The organism is Pseudolysinimonas sp. (assembly GCF_057350545.1).
Window position 1 is genome coordinate 1 of the sequence record NZ_JBMRCP010000078.1, and the last position, 16,520, is coordinate 16,520.

At 70.1% G+C, this 16,520-nt stretch carries 18 protein-coding genes; 5 read left to right on the top strand and 13 right to left on the bottom strand.

The features are described 5' to 3' along the window. A partial coding sequence (locus ACO1X9_RS11100) for a thiamine pyrophosphate-dependent enzyme (protein WP_486350899.1) occupies positions 1-1,609 on the top strand: 1,609 nt, incomplete at its 5' end. 64 nt (positions 1,610-1,673) lie between these two features. On the opposite strand, the gene ACO1X9_RS11105 is transcribed toward ACO1X9_RS11100, so the two are convergent. Further along, positions 1,674-1,904: an alpha-ketoglutarate decarboxylase gene (locus tag ACO1X9_RS11105; protein WP_486350900.1), complete on the bottom strand. Its 231-nt coding sequence runs from the start codon at positions 1,902-1,904 to the stop codon at positions 1,674-1,676. Further along, positions 1,901-2,509 (bottom strand): sigma-70 family RNA polymerase sigma factor, encoded by a 609-nt coding sequence (locus tag ACO1X9_RS11110; protein ID WP_486350901.1) that lies wholly within the window; start codon positions 2,507-2,509, stop codon positions 1,901-1,903. The genes ACO1X9_RS11105 and ACO1X9_RS11110 overlap by 4 nt, the downstream gene beginning before the upstream one ends. Before the next feature lie 71 nt (positions 2,510-2,580). Between ACO1X9_RS11110 and aroA the strand changes: the two genes are divergently transcribed. The 4 genes from aroA to ACO1X9_RS11130 all read left to right on the top strand — a co-directional run bounded on the left by aroA (position 2,581) and on the right by ACO1X9_RS11130 (position 6,307). Further along, positions 2,581-3,885 carry a 3-phosphoshikimate 1-carboxyvinyltransferase gene (aroA, locus tag ACO1X9_RS11115; RefSeq protein WP_486350902.1) on the top strand — a complete coding sequence of 435 codons (1,305 nt, stop codon included), beginning with the start codon at positions 2,581-2,583 and terminating at the stop codon, positions 3,883-3,885. Beyond that, positions 3,882-4,907: a ribosome small subunit-dependent GTPase A gene (gene rsgA, locus ACO1X9_RS11120; RefSeq protein ID WP_486350903.1), complete on the top strand. Its 1,026-nt coding sequence runs from the start codon at positions 3,882-3,884 to the stop codon at positions 4,905-4,907. Before aroA ends, rsgA begins: the two co-directional genes overlap by 4 nt. A gap of 78 nt (positions 4,908-4,985) precedes the next feature. Further along, positions 4,986-5,777, top strand: coding sequence for an inositol monophosphatase family protein (locus ACO1X9_RS11125; protein WP_486350904.1), 792 nt, complete (start codon positions 4,986-4,988; stop codon positions 5,775-5,777). 29 nt (positions 5,778-5,806) lie between these two features. Continuing rightward, on the top strand, positions 5,807-6,307 hold the full coding sequence (locus tag ACO1X9_RS11130) for a septum formation family protein (RefSeq protein WP_486350905.1): 501 nt from the start codon (positions 5,807-5,809) through the stop codon (positions 6,305-6,307). Here the strand turns inward: ACO1X9_RS11130 and ACO1X9_RS11135 are convergent. The 11 genes from ACO1X9_RS11135 to ACO1X9_RS11185 form a co-directional block, all read right to left on the bottom strand. Further along, positions 6,304-7,557, bottom strand: coding sequence for a dihydrolipoamide acetyltransferase family protein (locus ACO1X9_RS11135; protein ID WP_486350906.1), 1,254 nt, complete (start codon positions 7,555-7,557; stop codon positions 6,304-6,306). The genes ACO1X9_RS11130 and ACO1X9_RS11135 overlap by 4 nt on opposite strands. Next, positions 7,554-8,570 (bottom strand): alpha-ketoacid dehydrogenase subunit beta, encoded by a 1,017-nt coding sequence (locus tag ACO1X9_RS11140; protein ID WP_486350907.1) that lies wholly within the window; start codon positions 8,568-8,570, stop codon positions 7,554-7,556. Before ACO1X9_RS11140 ends, ACO1X9_RS11135 begins: the two co-directional genes overlap by 4 nt. Then, positions 8,570-9,640: a pyruvate dehydrogenase (acetyl-transferring) E1 component subunit alpha gene (gene pdhA / locus ACO1X9_RS11145; RefSeq protein WP_486350908.1), complete on the bottom strand. Its 1,071-nt coding sequence runs from the start codon at positions 9,638-9,640 to the stop codon at positions 8,570-8,572. Before pdhA ends, ACO1X9_RS11140 begins: the two co-directional genes overlap by 1 nt. Positions 9,641-9,774: 134 nt before the next feature. Beyond that, the gene (locus ACO1X9_RS11150) at positions 9,775-10,689 is read right to left on the bottom strand and encodes a hypothetical protein (protein WP_486350909.1); all 915 of its coding nucleotides are present in this window, start codon (positions 10,687-10,689) and stop codon (positions 9,775-9,777) included. A gap of 155 nt (positions 10,690-10,844) precedes the next feature. Next, positions 10,845-12,116, bottom strand: coding sequence for a citrate synthase (locus ACO1X9_RS11155; RefSeq protein WP_486350916.1), 1,272 nt, complete (start codon positions 12,114-12,116; stop codon positions 10,845-10,847). Between the two features lie 78 nt (positions 12,117-12,194). Further along, positions 12,195-13,289, bottom strand: a complete 1,095-nt coding sequence (gene dapC / locus ACO1X9_RS11160; protein WP_486350910.1) for a succinyldiaminopimelate transaminase — start codon at positions 13,287-13,289, stop codon at positions 12,195-12,197. 14 nt (positions 13,290-13,303) lie between these two features. Next, positions 13,304-13,624, bottom strand: coding sequence for a ferredoxin (gene fdxA / locus ACO1X9_RS11165; RefSeq protein WP_486350911.1), 321 nt, complete (start codon positions 13,622-13,624; stop codon positions 13,304-13,306). A 47-nt stretch (positions 13,625-13,671) separates the two neighbouring features. Beyond that, complete coding sequence (locus ACO1X9_RS11170) at positions 13,672-14,061, bottom strand: hypothetical protein (RefSeq protein WP_486350912.1); 390 nt, start codon at positions 14,059-14,061, stop codon at positions 13,672-13,674. Further along, positions 14,058-14,513 carry a hypothetical protein gene (locus ACO1X9_RS11175; protein ID WP_486350913.1) on the bottom strand — a complete coding sequence of 152 codons (456 nt, stop codon included), beginning with the start codon at positions 14,511-14,513 and terminating at the stop codon, positions 14,058-14,060. Before ACO1X9_RS11175 ends, ACO1X9_RS11170 begins: the two co-directional genes overlap by 4 nt. Further along, positions 14,510-14,974: a hypothetical protein gene (locus ACO1X9_RS11180; RefSeq protein WP_486350914.1), complete on the bottom strand. Its 465-nt coding sequence runs from the start codon at positions 14,972-14,974 to the stop codon at positions 14,510-14,512. Before ACO1X9_RS11180 ends, ACO1X9_RS11175 begins: the two co-directional genes overlap by 4 nt. Before the next feature lie 94 nt (positions 14,975-15,068). Beyond that, positions 15,069-16,520: EF-Tu/IF-2/RF-3 family GTPase (locus tag ACO1X9_RS11185; protein ID WP_486350915.1), on the bottom strand; the 1,452-nt coding region annotated here is incomplete at its 5' end.

A 16,520-nucleotide genomic window follows, 5' to 3' on the forward strand; every position in this document is an offset into this window, starting at 1 on the left:
CTACTCGTCCGACGTGGCGAAGACCATCCAGGCGCCGATCTTCCACGTGAACGGCGACGACCCCGAGGCCGTCGGGCGCGTCGCGGAGCACGCCTTCGCCTACCGCGAGAAGTTCAAGCGGGACGTCGTCATCGACCTGGTCTGCTACCGCCGCCGCGGGCACAACGAGGGCGATGACCCGTCGATGACCCAGCCCCTCATGACGGACCTCATCGAGGCGAAGCGCAGCGTGCGCACCCTGTACACCGGGGCTCTCGTCGGACGCGGCGACATCACGCAGGAGGAGTTCGAGGCGGCCCACAAGGACTTCCAGGACCGCCTGGAGCGCGCCTTCGCCGAGACCCACGCCGCCCAGACCGGCACGATCCCCGTGGTCTCGACCGATCAGCACGCCGTCGCCGACCTCGAGCGCCCCGACGCCCAGCAGGACGACTCCTCGGGCGAGCCCGAATCGACCGGCGTCGCGCAGTCGCTCGTCGAGCAGATCGGCGCCGCACACGAGAACCTGCCCGACGGGTTCACGGTGCACCCCAAGCTGCGGCAGCTGCTCAACAAGCGCGTCGAGATGAGCCGCAACGGCCAGATCGACTGGGGCTTCGGCGAGTTGCTCGCGCTCGGCTCCGTGCTCGTCGAGGGCACCCCGGTGCGTTTCGTCGGTCAGGATGCCCGCCGCGGCACGTTCGTCTCACGTCACGCGGTCTTCCACGACCGTGAGAACGGTCAGGAGTGGCTGCCCCTCGCGAACCTGTCGGAGGGCCAGGCGAAGTTCTGGATCTACGACTCGCTCCTGTCGGAGTACGCCGCGCTCGCCTTCGAGTACGGCTACTCGGTCGAGCGTCCCGACGCGCTCGTGCTCTGGGAGGCCCAGTTCGGCGACTTCGTCGACGGGGCCCAGATCGTGATCCACACCTTCATCTCGAGCGCCGAGCAGAAGTGGGGGCAGCGCTCCTCGGTCGTGCTGCTGCTGCCGCACGGCTACGAGGGCCAGGGCCCCGACCACTCGTCGGCGCGCATCGAGCGCTTCCTGCAGCTCGCCGCCGAAGACAACATGACGGTCGCACGGCCGTCCACCCCGGCGTCGTACTTCCACCTGCTGCGTCGCCAGGCGTATGCGCGGCCGCGTCGTCCGCTCATCGTCTTCACGCCGAAGTCGATGCTGCGTCTCCGCGGCGCGACGAGCGAGGTCGCCGACTTCACGAGCGGCAGGTTCGAGCCCGTGATCGACGACGCTCGCATTCAGGACACCGCGGCGGTGCAGCGTGTCCTGCTCCATGCGGGCAAGATCCACTACGACCTGCTGGCGGAGCTCGAGAAGCACGAGCACGCCGAGAAGTTCGCCCTCGTGCGACTCGAGCAGTTCTATCCGCTCGCCGAGGACGCCATCAACGACACGATCGACCGCTACCCGCACGCCGAGCTCGTCTGGGTGCAGGACGAGCCCGAGAACCAGGGCGCGTGGCCGTTCATCAACTTCGAGCTCGCCCGACGACTGCGTGGTCGCACGATCTCGGTCGTGTCCCGTCCGGCCTCGGCCGCGACGGCGACCGGTTCGTCGAAGCGTTCGGCGGCGGAGCAGACGGAGCTGCTCGCGCAGGCGCTCACCCTCTAGGTCGGCATCGCGGGTTGAGGAGCGATCGCGCGCAGCGCGAACGCGTCTCGACTCGAGGGGTGGGTCAGACCTGCTGGATGCGCGCGAGGATCGCCGCGCGCAGCTCCTCCGGCGCCTTCTCCTGGCACGCCTTCTGCATCTTGAGGGTCAGGGTGAGGCCCACGAGGTGCTCCGACGTGCAGTCGGCGCAGTTCTCGAGGTGGTCGGTGATGTCCTGGAAGTCCTGCGTCGAGAGCTCGCGGTGCAGATACTCCTCGAGTTCGGCTTTGGCCTTGTCGCAGCCGCAGTCGGTCATTTCTTGCTCCTGGTGGCGGGGACGGGAACGGTGATGCCGCGGTCGCGCGCGTAGTCCGCGAGCAGGTCGCGCAGCAGCCGGCGGCCACGATGCAGCCGACTCATCACGGTTCCGACAGGGGTCTTCATGATGTCGGCGATCTCCTGGTAGGAGAAGCCCTCGACGTCGGCGAGGTAGACGGCGAGTCGGAAGTCTTCGGGGATCGCCTGCAGAGCTGCCTTGACGTCGCTGTCGGGCAGGTGGTCGATCGCCTCGGCTTCGGCGGAGCGCGTCGTGCGGCCCTGGGTGAGCGACTCGGCCCCGCCGAGCTGCCAGTCCTCGAGCTCGTCGATCGCGCCCTGGTACGGCTCCCGCTGGTTCTTGCGGTAGCTGTTGATGAAGGTGTTGGTGAGGATGCGGTAGAGCCAGGCCTTGAGGTTGGTGCCCTGCTCGTAGGACTTGAAGGCCGCGTAGGCCTTCATGTAGGTCTCCTGCACGAGGTCGCCGGCATCCGCGGGGTTGCGCGTCATGCGCAGGGCCGCCGCGTACAGCTGGTCCATGTACTGGAGCGCCTGCTCCTCGAACAGCTCGCGCAGTTCGGCAGGCGGTCGCGGGGTGTCGCTCATCGCCGTCGAGTCTACGACCGCGCGCTGTGCGGGACGTTCGAGGAGGGCGGAGGGCATACCCTGGACAACCGATGAGTGTTTCCACGTATTCCGAGGGCTGGGCAGCGCCCACCGCCACCGCCCCTCTCGACGCGCGTCTCGTCATCCCGGGATCGAAGAGCCTCACCAACCGCGAACTGGTGCTCTCGGCCCTCGCCGAGCATCCTTCGGTGCTCCACACGCCCCTGCGAGCGCGGGACACGACGCTCATGGCCGACGCCCTCCGCGCGCTCGGCGCGGACATCCGCGACGGCGACGACGGGTCATGGATCGTCACCCCCGGGTCGCTCACCGGCGGTGTCGATCTGCACGCGGGCCTCGCCGGAACCGTCATGCGCTTCATCCCGCCCGTGGCCGCCCTCGCCGACGGCGCCGTGACGCTCGACGGCGACGAGCATGCCCGCCAGCGTCCCATGCACACGACGATCGAGGCGCTGCGCGCGCTCGGGGTCGAGGTCGACGACGACGGTCGCGGCGGTCTCCCGTTCACGATCCGCGGCACGGGCGGCGTCGACGGCGGCGAGCTCTCGATCGATGCGTCGGCCTCGAGCCAGTTCGTGTCAGGGCTCCTCCTGTCGGCTCCGAGATTCCGCGACGGACTCGTGCTGCGCCACATCGGCGAGCACCTGCCGAGCATGCCGCACATCGAGATGACCCTGGAGACGCTGCGAGCCCGCGGCGTCACGGTCTCGACCCCGGAGCCCGCGACCTGGGTCGTCGAGCCCAGCCCGATCGCGGGCCGCGGCCTCCCGATCGAGCCCGACCTCTCGAATGCGGGGCCGTTCCTCGCCGCCGCCCTCCTCGCGGGCGGGCGCGTGACGATCTCCGGGTGGCCGTCCGCGACCACCCAGGTGGGCGACCTCTTCCGCACGCTCCTCCCCCGCTTCGGTGCCACGACGAGCCTGTCGAGCGACGGTGAACTGCAGGTCGACGGCGGCGCCGGCTACCGGGGCGGCGCGCGCTGGACGGGCGTCGACCTCGACCTCTCGGAGGGCGGCGAGCTCGCCCCCACGTTCGCAGCCCTCGCGGCGCTCGCCACCACGCCCTCCACGATCACCGGTATCGGCCATCTGCGCGGCCACGAGACCGACCGGCTCGCGGCGCTCGTGACGGAGCTCACCGGACTCGGCGGGCGCGTGGCCGAGCTCGACGACGGCTTGTCGTTCGAACCCGCGACTCTGCGCGGCGGGCCGTGGCGGGCCTACGCCGACCATCGGATGGCGACCACGGGCGCGCTGCTCGGCCTCGTCGTGCCGGGCATCGTGGTCGACGACATCGCGACGACCTCGAAGACGCTTCCCGACTTCCCCGCCCTCTGGGAGACGATGCGCGCGTGAGCTGGCTGCCGCCCGACGAGGAGGACGAGGGTTTCGACGCCTGGGACGAGTCCGACGTGCGCGTGCGGCCCAACCCGAAGGGCAACAAGCCGCGCTCGAAGCAGCGTCCGGCGCACGACGACGCCGTGGACGCCCGTGTGCTCTCGGTCGACCGAGGCCGCTACACGGTGCTCGTCGACGAAGACGGTGACGACGAGCGCACCGTGACGGCGACCCGGGCGAAGGAGCTGCGCAAGCAGGCGATCGTCACGGGTGACCGCGTGGATGTCGTGGGTGACGCGAGCGGCGACGAGGGCTCGCTGGGGCGCATCGTCCGCATCCAACCGCGCACGACGCTCCTGCGGCGCAGCGCCGACGACACCGACGAGGTGGAACGCATCATCGTCGCGAACGCCGACCAGCTGCTCGTCGTCGTCGCCGCCGCCAACCCCGAGCCCCGTCCGCGTCTCGTCGACCGCTACCTCGTCGCCGCCTACGACGCGGGCGTCGCGCCCATCCTCGTCATCACGAAGACCGATCTGGCGGATCCGGAGCCGTTCCTGGCGAACTTCAGCGCCCTCGACATCCCCGTCGTGCGCTCGGCGCAGGATGCCTGGCCGCTCGACGAGCTGCGGCCGCTCCTCGCCGGGCACACGACCGTCGCCGTCGGCCACTCGGGCGTCGGCAAGTCGACGCTCGTCAACGCCCTCGTGCCCGGCACCGACCGGGCCGTCGGGGTCGTCAACGCCGTCACCGGCCGCGGTCGCCACACATCGTCGTCGACGGTGTCGCTGCGGGTGCCGACGGGCGGCTGGATCATCGACACCCCCGGCGTGCGCTCCTTCGGCCTGGGTCACGTCGACACGGCCAACATCCTGAAGTCGTTCGCCGACCTCGCGGCTGTCGCCGAGGACTGCCCGCGCGGCTGCACCCACCTGCCCGACGCACCCGACTGCGAGCTCAACGAGGCCGTCGCCGACGGACGCCTCCCCGCCGCGCGCGTCGACTCACTCCAGCGCCTGCTCACGACCCTCGTGACCTGACTCGCGACGTGCCCTTTTTTGCGCACGTCGCGCGCCGCGAGTGGCAGATTCCGGCACGTCGCGCGCCAGACTAGAGGGGTGACCTTCACCCTCGCCGACGACCTCGCCGTCGCCCTCGTGCTCGCGGCGGAAGCCGACCTCATCTCGATCGACCGCTACCGGTCTCAAGACCTCGACGTGCAGCTCAAGCCCGACCGCTCGCAGGTGACGGATGCCGACACGCGCGTCGAGAAGGTCATCCGCGAGCACCTCGCGCAGGCGCGACCTGACGACTCGATCCTCGGCGAGGAGTTCGGCACACAGGGCACGTCGGATCGCCAGTGGATCATCGACCCGATCGACGGCACGAGCAACTTCGTGCGCGGCGTGCCGAACTGGGGTGCGCTCATCGCCCTCGTGATCGACGGGGTTCCGCAAGTCGGCGTCGTGAGCGCCCCCGCACTCGGCCGTCGCTGGTACGCGGCCACGGGCCACGGCGCATGGCTGCAGCAGGACGGCGGGGAGCCGCGCCGCCTCCACGTGAGCGGCATCGACGATCTCGCCGCGGCATCCTTCTCCTACAACAGCCTCAAGCACTGGGACCAGTACGGCCGCGTCGACCAGCTGGTCGAGCTGAGTCGCGCCGTCGAGCGCACCCGCGCGTACGGCGACCTGTGGTCGTACATGCTGCTCGCGGAAGGAGCGCTCGACATCGCCGGCGAGTTCGACGTCAAACCGTGGGACATCGCCGCACTCGTGCCGATCGTGCGCGAAGCGGGCGGACGCGTCACCGACGCCGACGGCTCCGAGAACGCCCTCGACACGCTGTCGGTGGTCGCGACGAACGGGCACCTCCACGACGCCGTTCTGGAGCGTCTCCGCTTGCGCTGAGGGCCCGGGCCGTCCCCTAGGCTGACCGCGTGGCCCGAACCCGCAGCCGGATCATCGTCGCGCTCCTCGGCACCGCGATCGTCGCGCCCGCGCTGAGCGGCTGCGGCGCGATCGACGGCCTCTTCGCCCAGACGCCGGCCGTCGACGACGTCTTCGCGATCGTCGTGGGCGACTGCCTCAACGACGTCGACGTCACGGGCGAGGTCACGTCGGTGCCGATCGTCGACTGCTCCGAGCCGCACGACTCGGAGGTGTTCGCCCGCACGCTCGCCTCCGGCGCGACCTTCCCGGGCGACGAAGAGCTCGAAGCCGAACTGACGGAGTTCTGCCAGGGCGAGGTCTACTCCGAGTTCGTGGGCGTCGCGTACGCCGAGTCGGAGTACTTCACGGGCGGCTACTACCCGACGGCGGCGAGCTGGGCGAGTGGCGACCGCGAGCTGCTCTGCACGGTGCGCGACGAGGGATCGCAGACGACCGGGTCGCTCGAGGGCGTGGAGCGACCCGAGCCGACGCCGACCCCCACTCCCTAGGCGCCGAGCAGCAGCGCCTCGTCGGGCGCCGACAGCAGCCCGCCGAGCTCGGCGAGGAATCTCGACCCCTGGGCTCCGTCGACGACGCGATGGTCGAACGAGAGGCTCAGCGTCATGACCTGCCGCAGGGCGATGCCGCCCTCGAACTCCCACGGGCGGCGTTGGGCGGCCCCGAGGGCGAGGATGCCGGCCTCGCCGGGGTTGAGGATCGGCGTGCCCGCCTCGACGCCGAACACCCCGATGTTGGTGATCGTGAACGTGCCGCCGCTCAGCCGCTGGGGGCTCGCCTTGCCGCTGCGCGCCTCGACGGTGAGTTCGGCGAGGGCGGCCGCGAGCGCGACGACCCCGAGTTCGCCGGCTCTCTTCACGTTGGGCACGACGAGGCCGCGGTCGGTCGCCGCCGCGATGCCGAGGTTGACGTCGCCGTACTGCACGATCTCCTGCGTCGCCTCCTCCCACCGGGAGTTGAGCTCAGGATGCCCGGCGAGGGTCACGCAGACGGCCCGCGCGACGAGGGCGAGCAGATTGACCTTCGTACCCGTGCTCTCGGTGAGGCGCGCGGCGAGTTCGAAGGCGGGGGTGACATCGATCGTGTGGAACACCGTGACGTGCGGCGCGGTGAAGGCGCTCGCGACCATCGCGGCGGCCGTGTGCTTGCGCACGCCGCGGATCGGGATGCGGGTGACCGGTCCGTCATCGGCGACGCGGTTCGCGATGGCGGCGACGTCGTCACGCGTGATGAGGCCCTGGGGCCCCGTACCCGTGACGCGTTCGAGGTCGATGCCGAGCTGTCGAGCGAGGTGCCGCACGGGCGGTGTCGAGCGGGGGCGCTCCGCCCGGTCGACGCGCACGACGGCGGGTGCCGGGGGGCGCACGGCGGCCGGTACTTTGCGCGCACGGCGGGCGGGATGTCCGGTGCGCTCGGGCTGCACAGCGTGCCCGATGATGCTCGCCTGCGGTTCTTCGGAGTCGGGAGTGGGGGCGGGGGCGGGTGCGGTCGGCGCCTCCCCGGCCACCGCGAAGGTCACCAGCGGGTCGCCGACGTTGACCGTGTCGCCCGCGCGCGCGTGCAACTCGGCGACCACGCCCGCGTAGGGCGACGGGAGCTCCACGAGCGCCTTCGCCGTCTCGACGTCGGCGATGATCTGGTTGAGCTCGACCGACTCGCCTTCCGCGACGCGCCACTCGACGATGTCCGACTCGGTGAGCCCCTCGCCGAGGTCGGGGAGCCGGAACTGGCGAAGCGTCACGCGAGCTCCCCGACGTACTCGTCGACGGCAGGGACACGACCGAGCGCGCGGTCGACACCGTGGAGGATGCGATCGAGGTCGGGCACCATGTGCCGCTCGAGTCTCGCGGGCGGATAGACGACGTCGTGGCCGGTGACCCGCACCGGCGCGGTCTCGAGGAAGTTGAAGCAGCGCTCCGTGATCGTCGCCGCGATCTCCGCGCCGAGCCCACCGGTGTACGGCGCCTCGTGGGCGACCACGAGGCGGCCCGTGCGGCGCACCGACGCCTCGATCGTGGGGTAGTCGATCGGCGAGAGAGAGCGCAGGTCGATGACCTCGATCGAGACGCCCTCGTCTGCGGCGGCCGTGGCGGCATCCAGAGCGGTCGCCACGAGCGAGCCGAACGTGACGAGCGTCACCTGATCGCCGGGGCGCGCGACCCGGGCGGAGCCCATCGGCAACTCGACAGCATCCTCGTCGACCTCGCCCTTCACGTGATAGCGGCGCTTGGGCTCGAAGAAGACCACCGGGTCGTCGCACGCGATCGCCTGACGCAGGAGCGTGTGGGCATCCTGCGGGTTCGAGGGCGAGACGACGCGCAGGCCGGGTGTGTGCGCGAAGAGCGCCTCGGGGCTGTCCGAATGGTGCTCGGGGCTGCCGACGCCGCCGCCGACCGGGATGCGGATCGTGAGCGGCAGGGTCACCGCTCCCCCGGTGCGGGCGTGCATGCGGGCGAGCTGCGAGACGATCTGGTCGAACGCCGGGTAGACGAATCCGTCGAACTGGATCTCGCACACCGGACGGTAGCCGCGGAACGCGAGGCCGATCGCCGTACCGATGATGCCCGACTCGGCGAGCGGGGTGTCGACGACACGGTGCGCCCCGAACTCGGGCTGGAGCCCGTCGGTGATCCTGTACACGCCGCCCAGCACCCCGACGTCCTCACCGAGCACGACGACCTTCGGGTCGTCGGCGAGCGCGCGGCGGAGCCCCGAGTTGAGCGCCCTCCCGAAGGAGAGGGTGGTCGCCGCCATCAGTCGGCGAATCCGTCGAGGTAGCGCGCGTAGTCCGCGCGCTGACGGTCGATCACCGGATGCGGCTCGGCGTACACGTGCTCGAAGAGGTCGAGCGGTTCGGGGTCGGCGAGCGCGAGGCATCCGGCCCGCAGCTCGGATGCCGCGGCATCCGCCTCCGCGGCGACGCGGGACTCGGCCTCGGCGTCGAGCACGTCCTCGGCCCGCAGGTACGCCGCGAGACGGCTGATCGGGTCGCGCGCGCGCCACGCGGCGAGCTCGTCGGCATCCCGATACCGGGTCGGGTCGTCGGCGGTCGTGTGCGGACCCATGCGGTAGGTGACGGCTTCGATGAACGTCGGGCCGCCACCCGTGCGGGCACGCTCGAGCGCCACGCCCATCGCGGCGGCGACGGCGAGCACGTCGTTGCCGTCGACCCGCAGCGACGGGATGCCGAATCCGCCCGCGCGATCGGCGAGCTCGACGGTCGACTGCAGACGCACCGGTTCGGAGATCGCCCAGTGGTTGTTCTGGCAGAAGAACACGACAGGAGCGGCGAAGCTCGCGGCGAACACCATCGCCTCGCTCACGTCGCCCTCGCTCATCGCGCCGTCGCCGAAGTAGGTGACGGCCACGGCATCCGCCCCATCGTTGCGGATGCCCATCGCATAGCCGACCGCGTGCAGCGTCTGGGCGCCGATGATCACCTGCGGGGTGGCCATGTTGTGGGCGAACGGGTCCCACCCCGACTGGCTCGTGCCGCGCCACACCCGCACGAGGTCGCGCAGCGCGACGCCGCGCGCGTAGGCGACCCCGTGCTCGCGGTAACTGGAGAAGACGAAGTCGTCGGCGCGGAGACCCCGGGCGGACCCGATCTGCGCCGCCTCCTGCCCGAGCAGCGGCGGCCACAGCGCGAGCTCACCTTGTCGCTGAAGCGCCGTCGCCTCGGTGTCGATCCGGCGCACGACGACCATGTCGCGGTAGAACCCGAGCAGCTGCTCGGGGCCGAGATGCGCGACGCGGGGGTCGAACTCCGCCGACGGGATACGCGTCCCGTGCTCATCGAGCAGTTGCACGAACACGAGTTCCACCGTCCTCGAACATCCCAGAGTGCGGGAGGGGTGAACCGCACCGGTCGAGCCTATCCCGGTGTGCGGGTGGCACTTGCCCGGTGGTTTTGTCGGGTTAGTTGCACATTGCTTCGTCCTCCGGCAGCAATCTGCAACTAGACGGCGCGCAAACCCTGCTCCGAGAGGATGCGGCGCAGCTTCGACGGGTCGCGTGCAGCATCCCACCCCCAGCGCGCGACTCGGAGGTCGGTGGCTCGGATGCGATCCTCCCGATGCTTTTCGGCGACGACGACCTCCCCAGGGTCGCGGCCGTCGGTGAAAGCCTCGCGGAGGTACTTGCCGAGGCCGTCGAACTCGCCGACAAGGCGGTAGTCGCGCCAGAAGAAGTCGACGATGCCGGCGAGACCCTCCGCGTCATCGATTCGGACCTGTAGCTCCGGGATGGGGAGCCGCAGCCGGTGGAACGCGACCCGACTGACCGACTCGCCCGGTGATCCGGAGAGCGGGTCGGCGGAACCCGTCGACCAGACCCCTCTCGCCCGTCCGCCGGAGGGAGGAGTGCGGTCGAGAAGCGCGAGCACATCGTCGCGCGACACACCAACCTGTAGGGCGTGGTCGAGCGTCGGGACCGAGATCTCCGGCTCGTAGCCCGCCGCGACGTGGGCGCAGGTGGCGGCGAACCCCGTGAGGGGTAGTCCGTCGATGACGGTGTGCTCACGCGCAGCCCCGACGGCGTGCCTCCGCAGGCTCGTGCGGGAGCGGCTGCCGCCGGAGTGGTCGCCGAGAGCGTGCGGCAGCGAGAGGTCTCCTCCGACGACCGGAAGACCCCAGAGCAGCGCCGCCGACAGGTGGGAGAACACGAGTGTCGGGTCGAGCAGCCAGGCCGCCCGCATCCGCGCCCGGTGTCGCCCCTCGTAGTCGAGGGCGGCCCAATACTCGGCGCGGACATAGACGCCCCGGATCACCCGCACGAAGACCCCGCGGGCGGCGCCCCGGTAGAGTGCCGCCCGCTCGGCCGGGATCGTGATGCGAGGCGTGAGGATGAAGTCGTCGTACCAGTCGGTGTCCATGCGCCGACTCTCGCCGGAGCCCGGGGCACGGGAGGAGCCCGCACCCCGACGGGTGGAGCAGCGGCCGACGGTGCCTCTGTGGAGGGGCCACTGTCGCCTCAGTTGCAGATTGCGCCCGGAGGACGGAGCAATGTGCAACTAACCCGCCAAAACCCCTAGCGCCCGGCGGGCCACTCCCGCGCCGGCGACCCGGTGTAGAGCTGCTGGGGGCGGCCGATCTTCGTCGCGGGGTCGTTGATCTGCTCGCGCCAGTGGGCGATCCAGCCCGGGAGACGGCCGATGGCGAAGAGCACCGTGAAGGTGCGGGCGGGGAAGCCCATCGCCTTGTAGATGACGCCCGTGTAGAAGTCGACGTTCGGGTAGAGCTTGCGCTCGATGAAGTAGTCGTCGGCGAGTGCCGCCTCCTCGAGCTCTTTCGCGATGTCGAGCAGCGGATCCTTCACTCCGAGATCGGCGAGCACCTCGTCGGCGCTCTCCTTGACGAGCTTCGCGCGCGGGTCGAAGTTCTTGTAGACGCGGTGACCGAAGCCCATGAGCTTCACCCCGTCCTCCTTGTTCTTCACCCGCTCGATGAACTTCTGCACGCTCTCGCCCGACTCGTGGATGCGGTTGAGCATCGTGAGCACCGCCTCGTTGGCGCCGCCGTGCAGCGGACCGTAGAGGGCGTTGATGCCGGCCGAGATCGACGCGAAGATGTTGGCCTCGGTCGAGCCGACGAGGCGCACCGTGGAGGTCGACGCGTTCTGCTCGTGGTCTTCGTGCAGGATGAGCAGTCGCTCGAGTGCATTCACCAGCACCGGGTTGATCTCGTACGGCTCGGCCATGTTGCCGAAGTTCAGTTTGAGGAAGTTCTCGACGAACGACATCGAGTTGTCGGGGTAGAGGAACGCCTGCCCGAGCGACTTCTTGTGCGCGTACGCGGCGATCACGGGAAGCTTCGCGAGGAGGCGGACCGTGTTGATCTCGACCATCTCGGGGTTGTGAGGGTCGAGGGAGTCTTCGTAGTAGGTCGAGAGCGCCGAGACGGCCGACGAGAGCACCGACATCGGATGCGCGGTGTGCGGCAGCGCTTGGAAGAACGTCTTCAGGTCTTCGTGGAGGAGCGTGTGATGCCGGATACGGTCTTCGAACTCCGCGAGCTCACTCTGGGTCGGCAGCTCGCCGTAGATGAGAAGCCAGGCGACCTCGAGGTAGGTCGAGTGCCGGGCGAGGTCTTCGATCGCATAACCGCGATACCGCAGGATGCCGGCATCCCCGTCGATATAGGTGATGGCACTCTTCGTCGAGGCGGTGTTGACGAAGCCCTGGTCGAGGGCGGTGAGCCCCGTCGTCTTCATGAAGGCGGAGACGTCGACGCTGTCGCGTCCATCCACGGCCCGGACGATCGGGAACTCGGCGGACGTCTCGCCGTACGAGAACGTGGCCATGTCGGGCTGGTTGTCGTTCACGCTTACAGCCTAGGGGCCACCCGCGGGCACCACGGTGACCCCCAAGAAAGCGGGTGATCAGTTGGAGATCGTCGACAGTCGCTCGGCACCTGCGGCGATCCGTTCGTCGCTCGCGGTGAGCGAGATGCGCACGTGGTCGCGGCCTGCGTCGCCGTAGAAGGCGCCGGGGGTGACGAGGATCCCGAGCTCGGCGAGGGCGGCCACCGTCGCCCAGCAGTCCTCGCCGCGGGCCGCCCAGAGGTAGAGCCCGGCCTCCGACAGGTCGACCCGGAACCCCGCCGCGAGCAGTGCCGAGAGCAGCCGCGCCCGCCGCTCCCCGTAGAGCGCCTTCTGCGTCGCGACGTGCGCGTCGTCGCCGAGCGCGACCGCCATCGCGTGCTGCACGGGAGCGGGCGGGATGAGGCCGGAGTGCTTGCGTGCCTCGAGGATCTCGCCGACGAGGTCGCTGCAGCCCGCGACGAAACCGGCGCGGTAGCCGGCGAGGTTGGAGCGCTTCGAGAGCGAGTGCACGGCCAGGGTGAGCCGACGCGAGCCCTGCGTCACCTCGGGGTCGAGGATGGATGCGGTGGGGGCGTCCGACGTCCAGTTCAACTCGGTGTAGCACTCGTCGTTCGCGATGACGGCGCCGAGCTCCCGGGCACGCACGACGGCGCGACGCAGGAACTCGTGCCCGTGCACGCGTCCGTCGGGGTTGCCGGGGCTGTTCAGCCAGATCAGCCGGGTCGAGGACGGCCACTCGTCGGGCTCGTCGGAGCGCAGCACCGAGGCGCCCGCGATGCGCGCACCCACCTCGTAGGTCGGGTACGCGACGGTCGGCTGCACCACCGTGTCACCCGCGCCGAGTCCGAGCAGCGTCGGCAGGGTCGCGATGAACTCCTTCGATCCGATCGTCGGGATGACGTTCGCGACGCCGACCTCGACGCCGCGACGGGCGTACCAGCCGACGATCGCCTCACGCAGCTCGGGGCTGCCCTGCGTCTGGGGGTAGCCGGGGGTGTCGACGGCGTCGGCGAGAGCAGACCGGATGAGCGCGGGCACGGGGTCGACGGGCGAGCCGATCGCGAGGTCGACGATGCCGCCGGGGTGCGCGCCCGCGGTCGTGCGGAAGGGGACGAGCGAGTCCCAGGGGAAGTCGGGGAGGTCGAGCGGCACGACGCGACCGGGGCTCAGTGAGCCTGCGGCGGCACCGCGGCGACGACCGGGTGGTCACCCGGGATGACACCGATCTTGGCGGCACCTCCCGGGGAGCCGACCTCGGCGAAGAACTCCACGTTGGCCGTGTAGTAGTCGCTCCACTGCTCCGGGAGGTCGTCTTCGTAGTAGATCGCCTCGACCGGGCAGACCGGCTCGCACGCACCGCAGTCGACGCACTCGTCGGGCTGGATGTAGAGCATCCGGTCGCCCTCGTAGATGCAGTCGACGGGGCATTCGTCGATGCAGGCGCGGTCTTTGACATCCACGCACGGGAGAGCGATCACGTACGTCACGCGTCCAGTCTACGAAGACTCGCGACCCGTGGCTGGTTAGGGTGCCCTTACTCGAATCGGGATGTCGCGCGCCGCTCCGGCCAGAACACCACGACAGCCGAGATGACGACCGGTCCGAAGATCCACGCGTAGTCGATGAGGTCGTTCGTGTAGAGGGTGGAGCCGCTCGGCAGCGGAATGCCGAGGATGCCGATCGCCGCCATCACGCCCAGCCCGGCCGCGAGCGGCGCGATCCTGTCGCCGAAGGCCAGGCGCATCCCGATCAGCAGCGCGGCGACGATCGCGAGCCCGCCGAGCAGCCCGAGCGGCACCGCGATGCCCGCCACGGGTACCACGTACTGCCGGTGCGTGAAGGTGAGCACGAAACCCACCCCCGCGCCCGTGACCGTCGACAGGATGATCGTGAAGATCCGCGCCGCGAGCAGGGAGGGGGTCATCCTCCGCTGCGGGCGACGGTGTAGTTCGCCGTCCACCCCGCGTCGACCTTCGCGAGCAGCACGTTCACGACCAACGCGCCGTTGGTGTAGGTCAGCGTGCCACCCTGCTCGGTCACGCCGCCGACGCCCTCCGCGGTGGCGAACCCCGCGCCTTCGAGCTGCGCCGCGATCGACGTCGGCGCGGCGGGGTCGGAGACGTTCATGAGGATGTTCCAGACGCGTTCGCCGTTCGCACCGGACGCCGCCGAGCCGTTGACGATGTCACCCGCGGCGAGCGGCACCTCCGACGGGAAGTCGTCGGGCACCGTGTTGCCGCCCAGGTCGACGTCGGTTCCGGTCTGCTGCTCGATGATCCCCTCGACCATCGAACAGCCGGCGAGCGCGGGCGCGAGCCCGAGCAGGAGCACCCCGGCGAGCGCCGCGACCGCGGCACGGGGCATCCGGCGGCTCACTGCTGCACCTGCACCTGGTAGCCGACCAGCCAGCCGTCTTCGGCCTGCTCCGATGCGGTGATCACGACGAGGTACTCGTCGTTCTCCCACGCGAAGACGCTGTCGTTGGAGAAGCCGGCCTGTTCGAGCAGCGTCGCCGCGGTGTCCGCCGTCGCCTCGCTGTCGGTGAGCACCGTGACGATCCACGCTTGACCGTCGGAGACCGAGATGCCCGACTGCACCTCGCCCGGCACGAGAGGCACGGCGTCGACGGGGAAGTCGGCCGGCAACTGTCCCGCCTCGAAGTCGATGCCCTCCCCCGAACCCTCGACCATGTCTTCGACGAGCTCATCCTCGGTCGGGTCGTTCCCCGAACCGCCGCCCATGCCGGGCAATGCGGGACCTCCGAAGCAGCCGGTCAGGAGCAGCGTGAGCGGGAGGATCCCGACACCGATGAGCCAGGGACGGACAGACTTGCGCATGACGACACTCCTCGCCTCGTTACCCGGGATGGTACTCCCGGTCGGTAACACGACGCGTGAGCATCCCCGGCAGGTTGACGCCCGCCGCGACCGGCTACTGCTGCTTCTTCGCCCGTGACGTCGCCCGCGCACGCGCGGTGGCATCCAGCTCGACCTTGCGGATGCGCACGACCTCGGGGGTCACCTCGACGCACTCGTCTTCGCGGGCGAACTCGAGGCACTCCTCGAGCGTCAGCTTGCGCGACGGGGTGAGCTTCTCGAAGTTGTCCGAGGTGGAGGAGCGGATGTTGGTGAGCTGCTTCTCCTTCGTGATGTTCACGTCCATGTCGTCGGCGCGCGAGTTCTCGCCGATCACCATGCCCTCGTACACCTCCTGCGTCGGCTCGACGAAGAACGACATGCGCTCCTGGAGGGCGACCATCGCGAAGGGCGTCACGACGCCCGAGCGGTCGGCGACGATGGAGCCGTTGATGCGCGTCGTGATCTGACCCGCCCACGGCTCGTAGCCGTGCGAGATCGCGTTCGCGATGCCGGTGCCGCGCGTGATCGTCAGGAACTCGGTGCGGAAGCCGATGAGACCGCGCGACGGAACGATGAACTCCATGCGCACCCAGCCGGTGCCGTGGTTCGTCATCGTGTCCATGCGCCCCTTGCGGGCGGCGAGCAGCTGCGTGATGGCACCGAGGTGCTCCTCGGGGGCGTCGATCGTGAGGTGCTCGAACGGCTCGTGGGTCTTGCCGTCGATCGTGCGGGTCACGACCTGCGGCTTGCCGACGGTGAGCTCGAAGCCCTCACGACGCATGTTCTCGACCAGGATCGCGAGGGCGAGCTCACCCCGGCCCTGCACCTCCCACGCGTCGGGCTGACCGATGTCGACGACCTTGATCGAGACGTTGCCGATGAGCTCGCGGTCGAGACGGTCCTTCACCATGCGGCCGGTGAGCTTGTGGCCCTTGACCTTGCCGACGAGCGGCGACGTGTTCGTGCCGATCGTCATCGAGATCGCCGGGTCGTCGACCGTGATCGCGGGGAGCGGACGGATGTCGTCGGGGTCGGCGATCGTCTCGCCGATCGTGATGTCGGGGAAGCCGGCGATCGCGACGATGTCTCCCGCGGTCGCGGATTCCGCCGGGTAGCGCTCGAGGGCGCGGGTCAGCAGCAGCTCGGTGATGCGCGCCGTCGTGTGCGAGCCGTCGTGGCGCACCCAGGCGACGGTCTGACCCTTCTTGATCGTGCCCGAGAAGACGCGCAGCAGCGCGATCCTGCCCAGGAACGGGCTCGCGTCGAGGTTCGTCACCCACGCCTGCAGGGGCGCCTCGTCGTCGAAGGCCGGCGCCGGCACGTGCTGGAGGATCGCGTCGAACAGCGGCTCCAGGTCGTCGTTGTCGGGCAGCGAGCCGTTCTCCGGCTTGTTCCACGACGCGGCGCCGCTGCAGGCGTGGGTGACGAACCTGGACTCGAGCCCGTTCCTCGGTCGGACCGCGCTGCTGCGGGTCTTCTCGCGAACCTTGAAGAAGGGCCAGACGGCCGCCTGGGTGAAGCACGA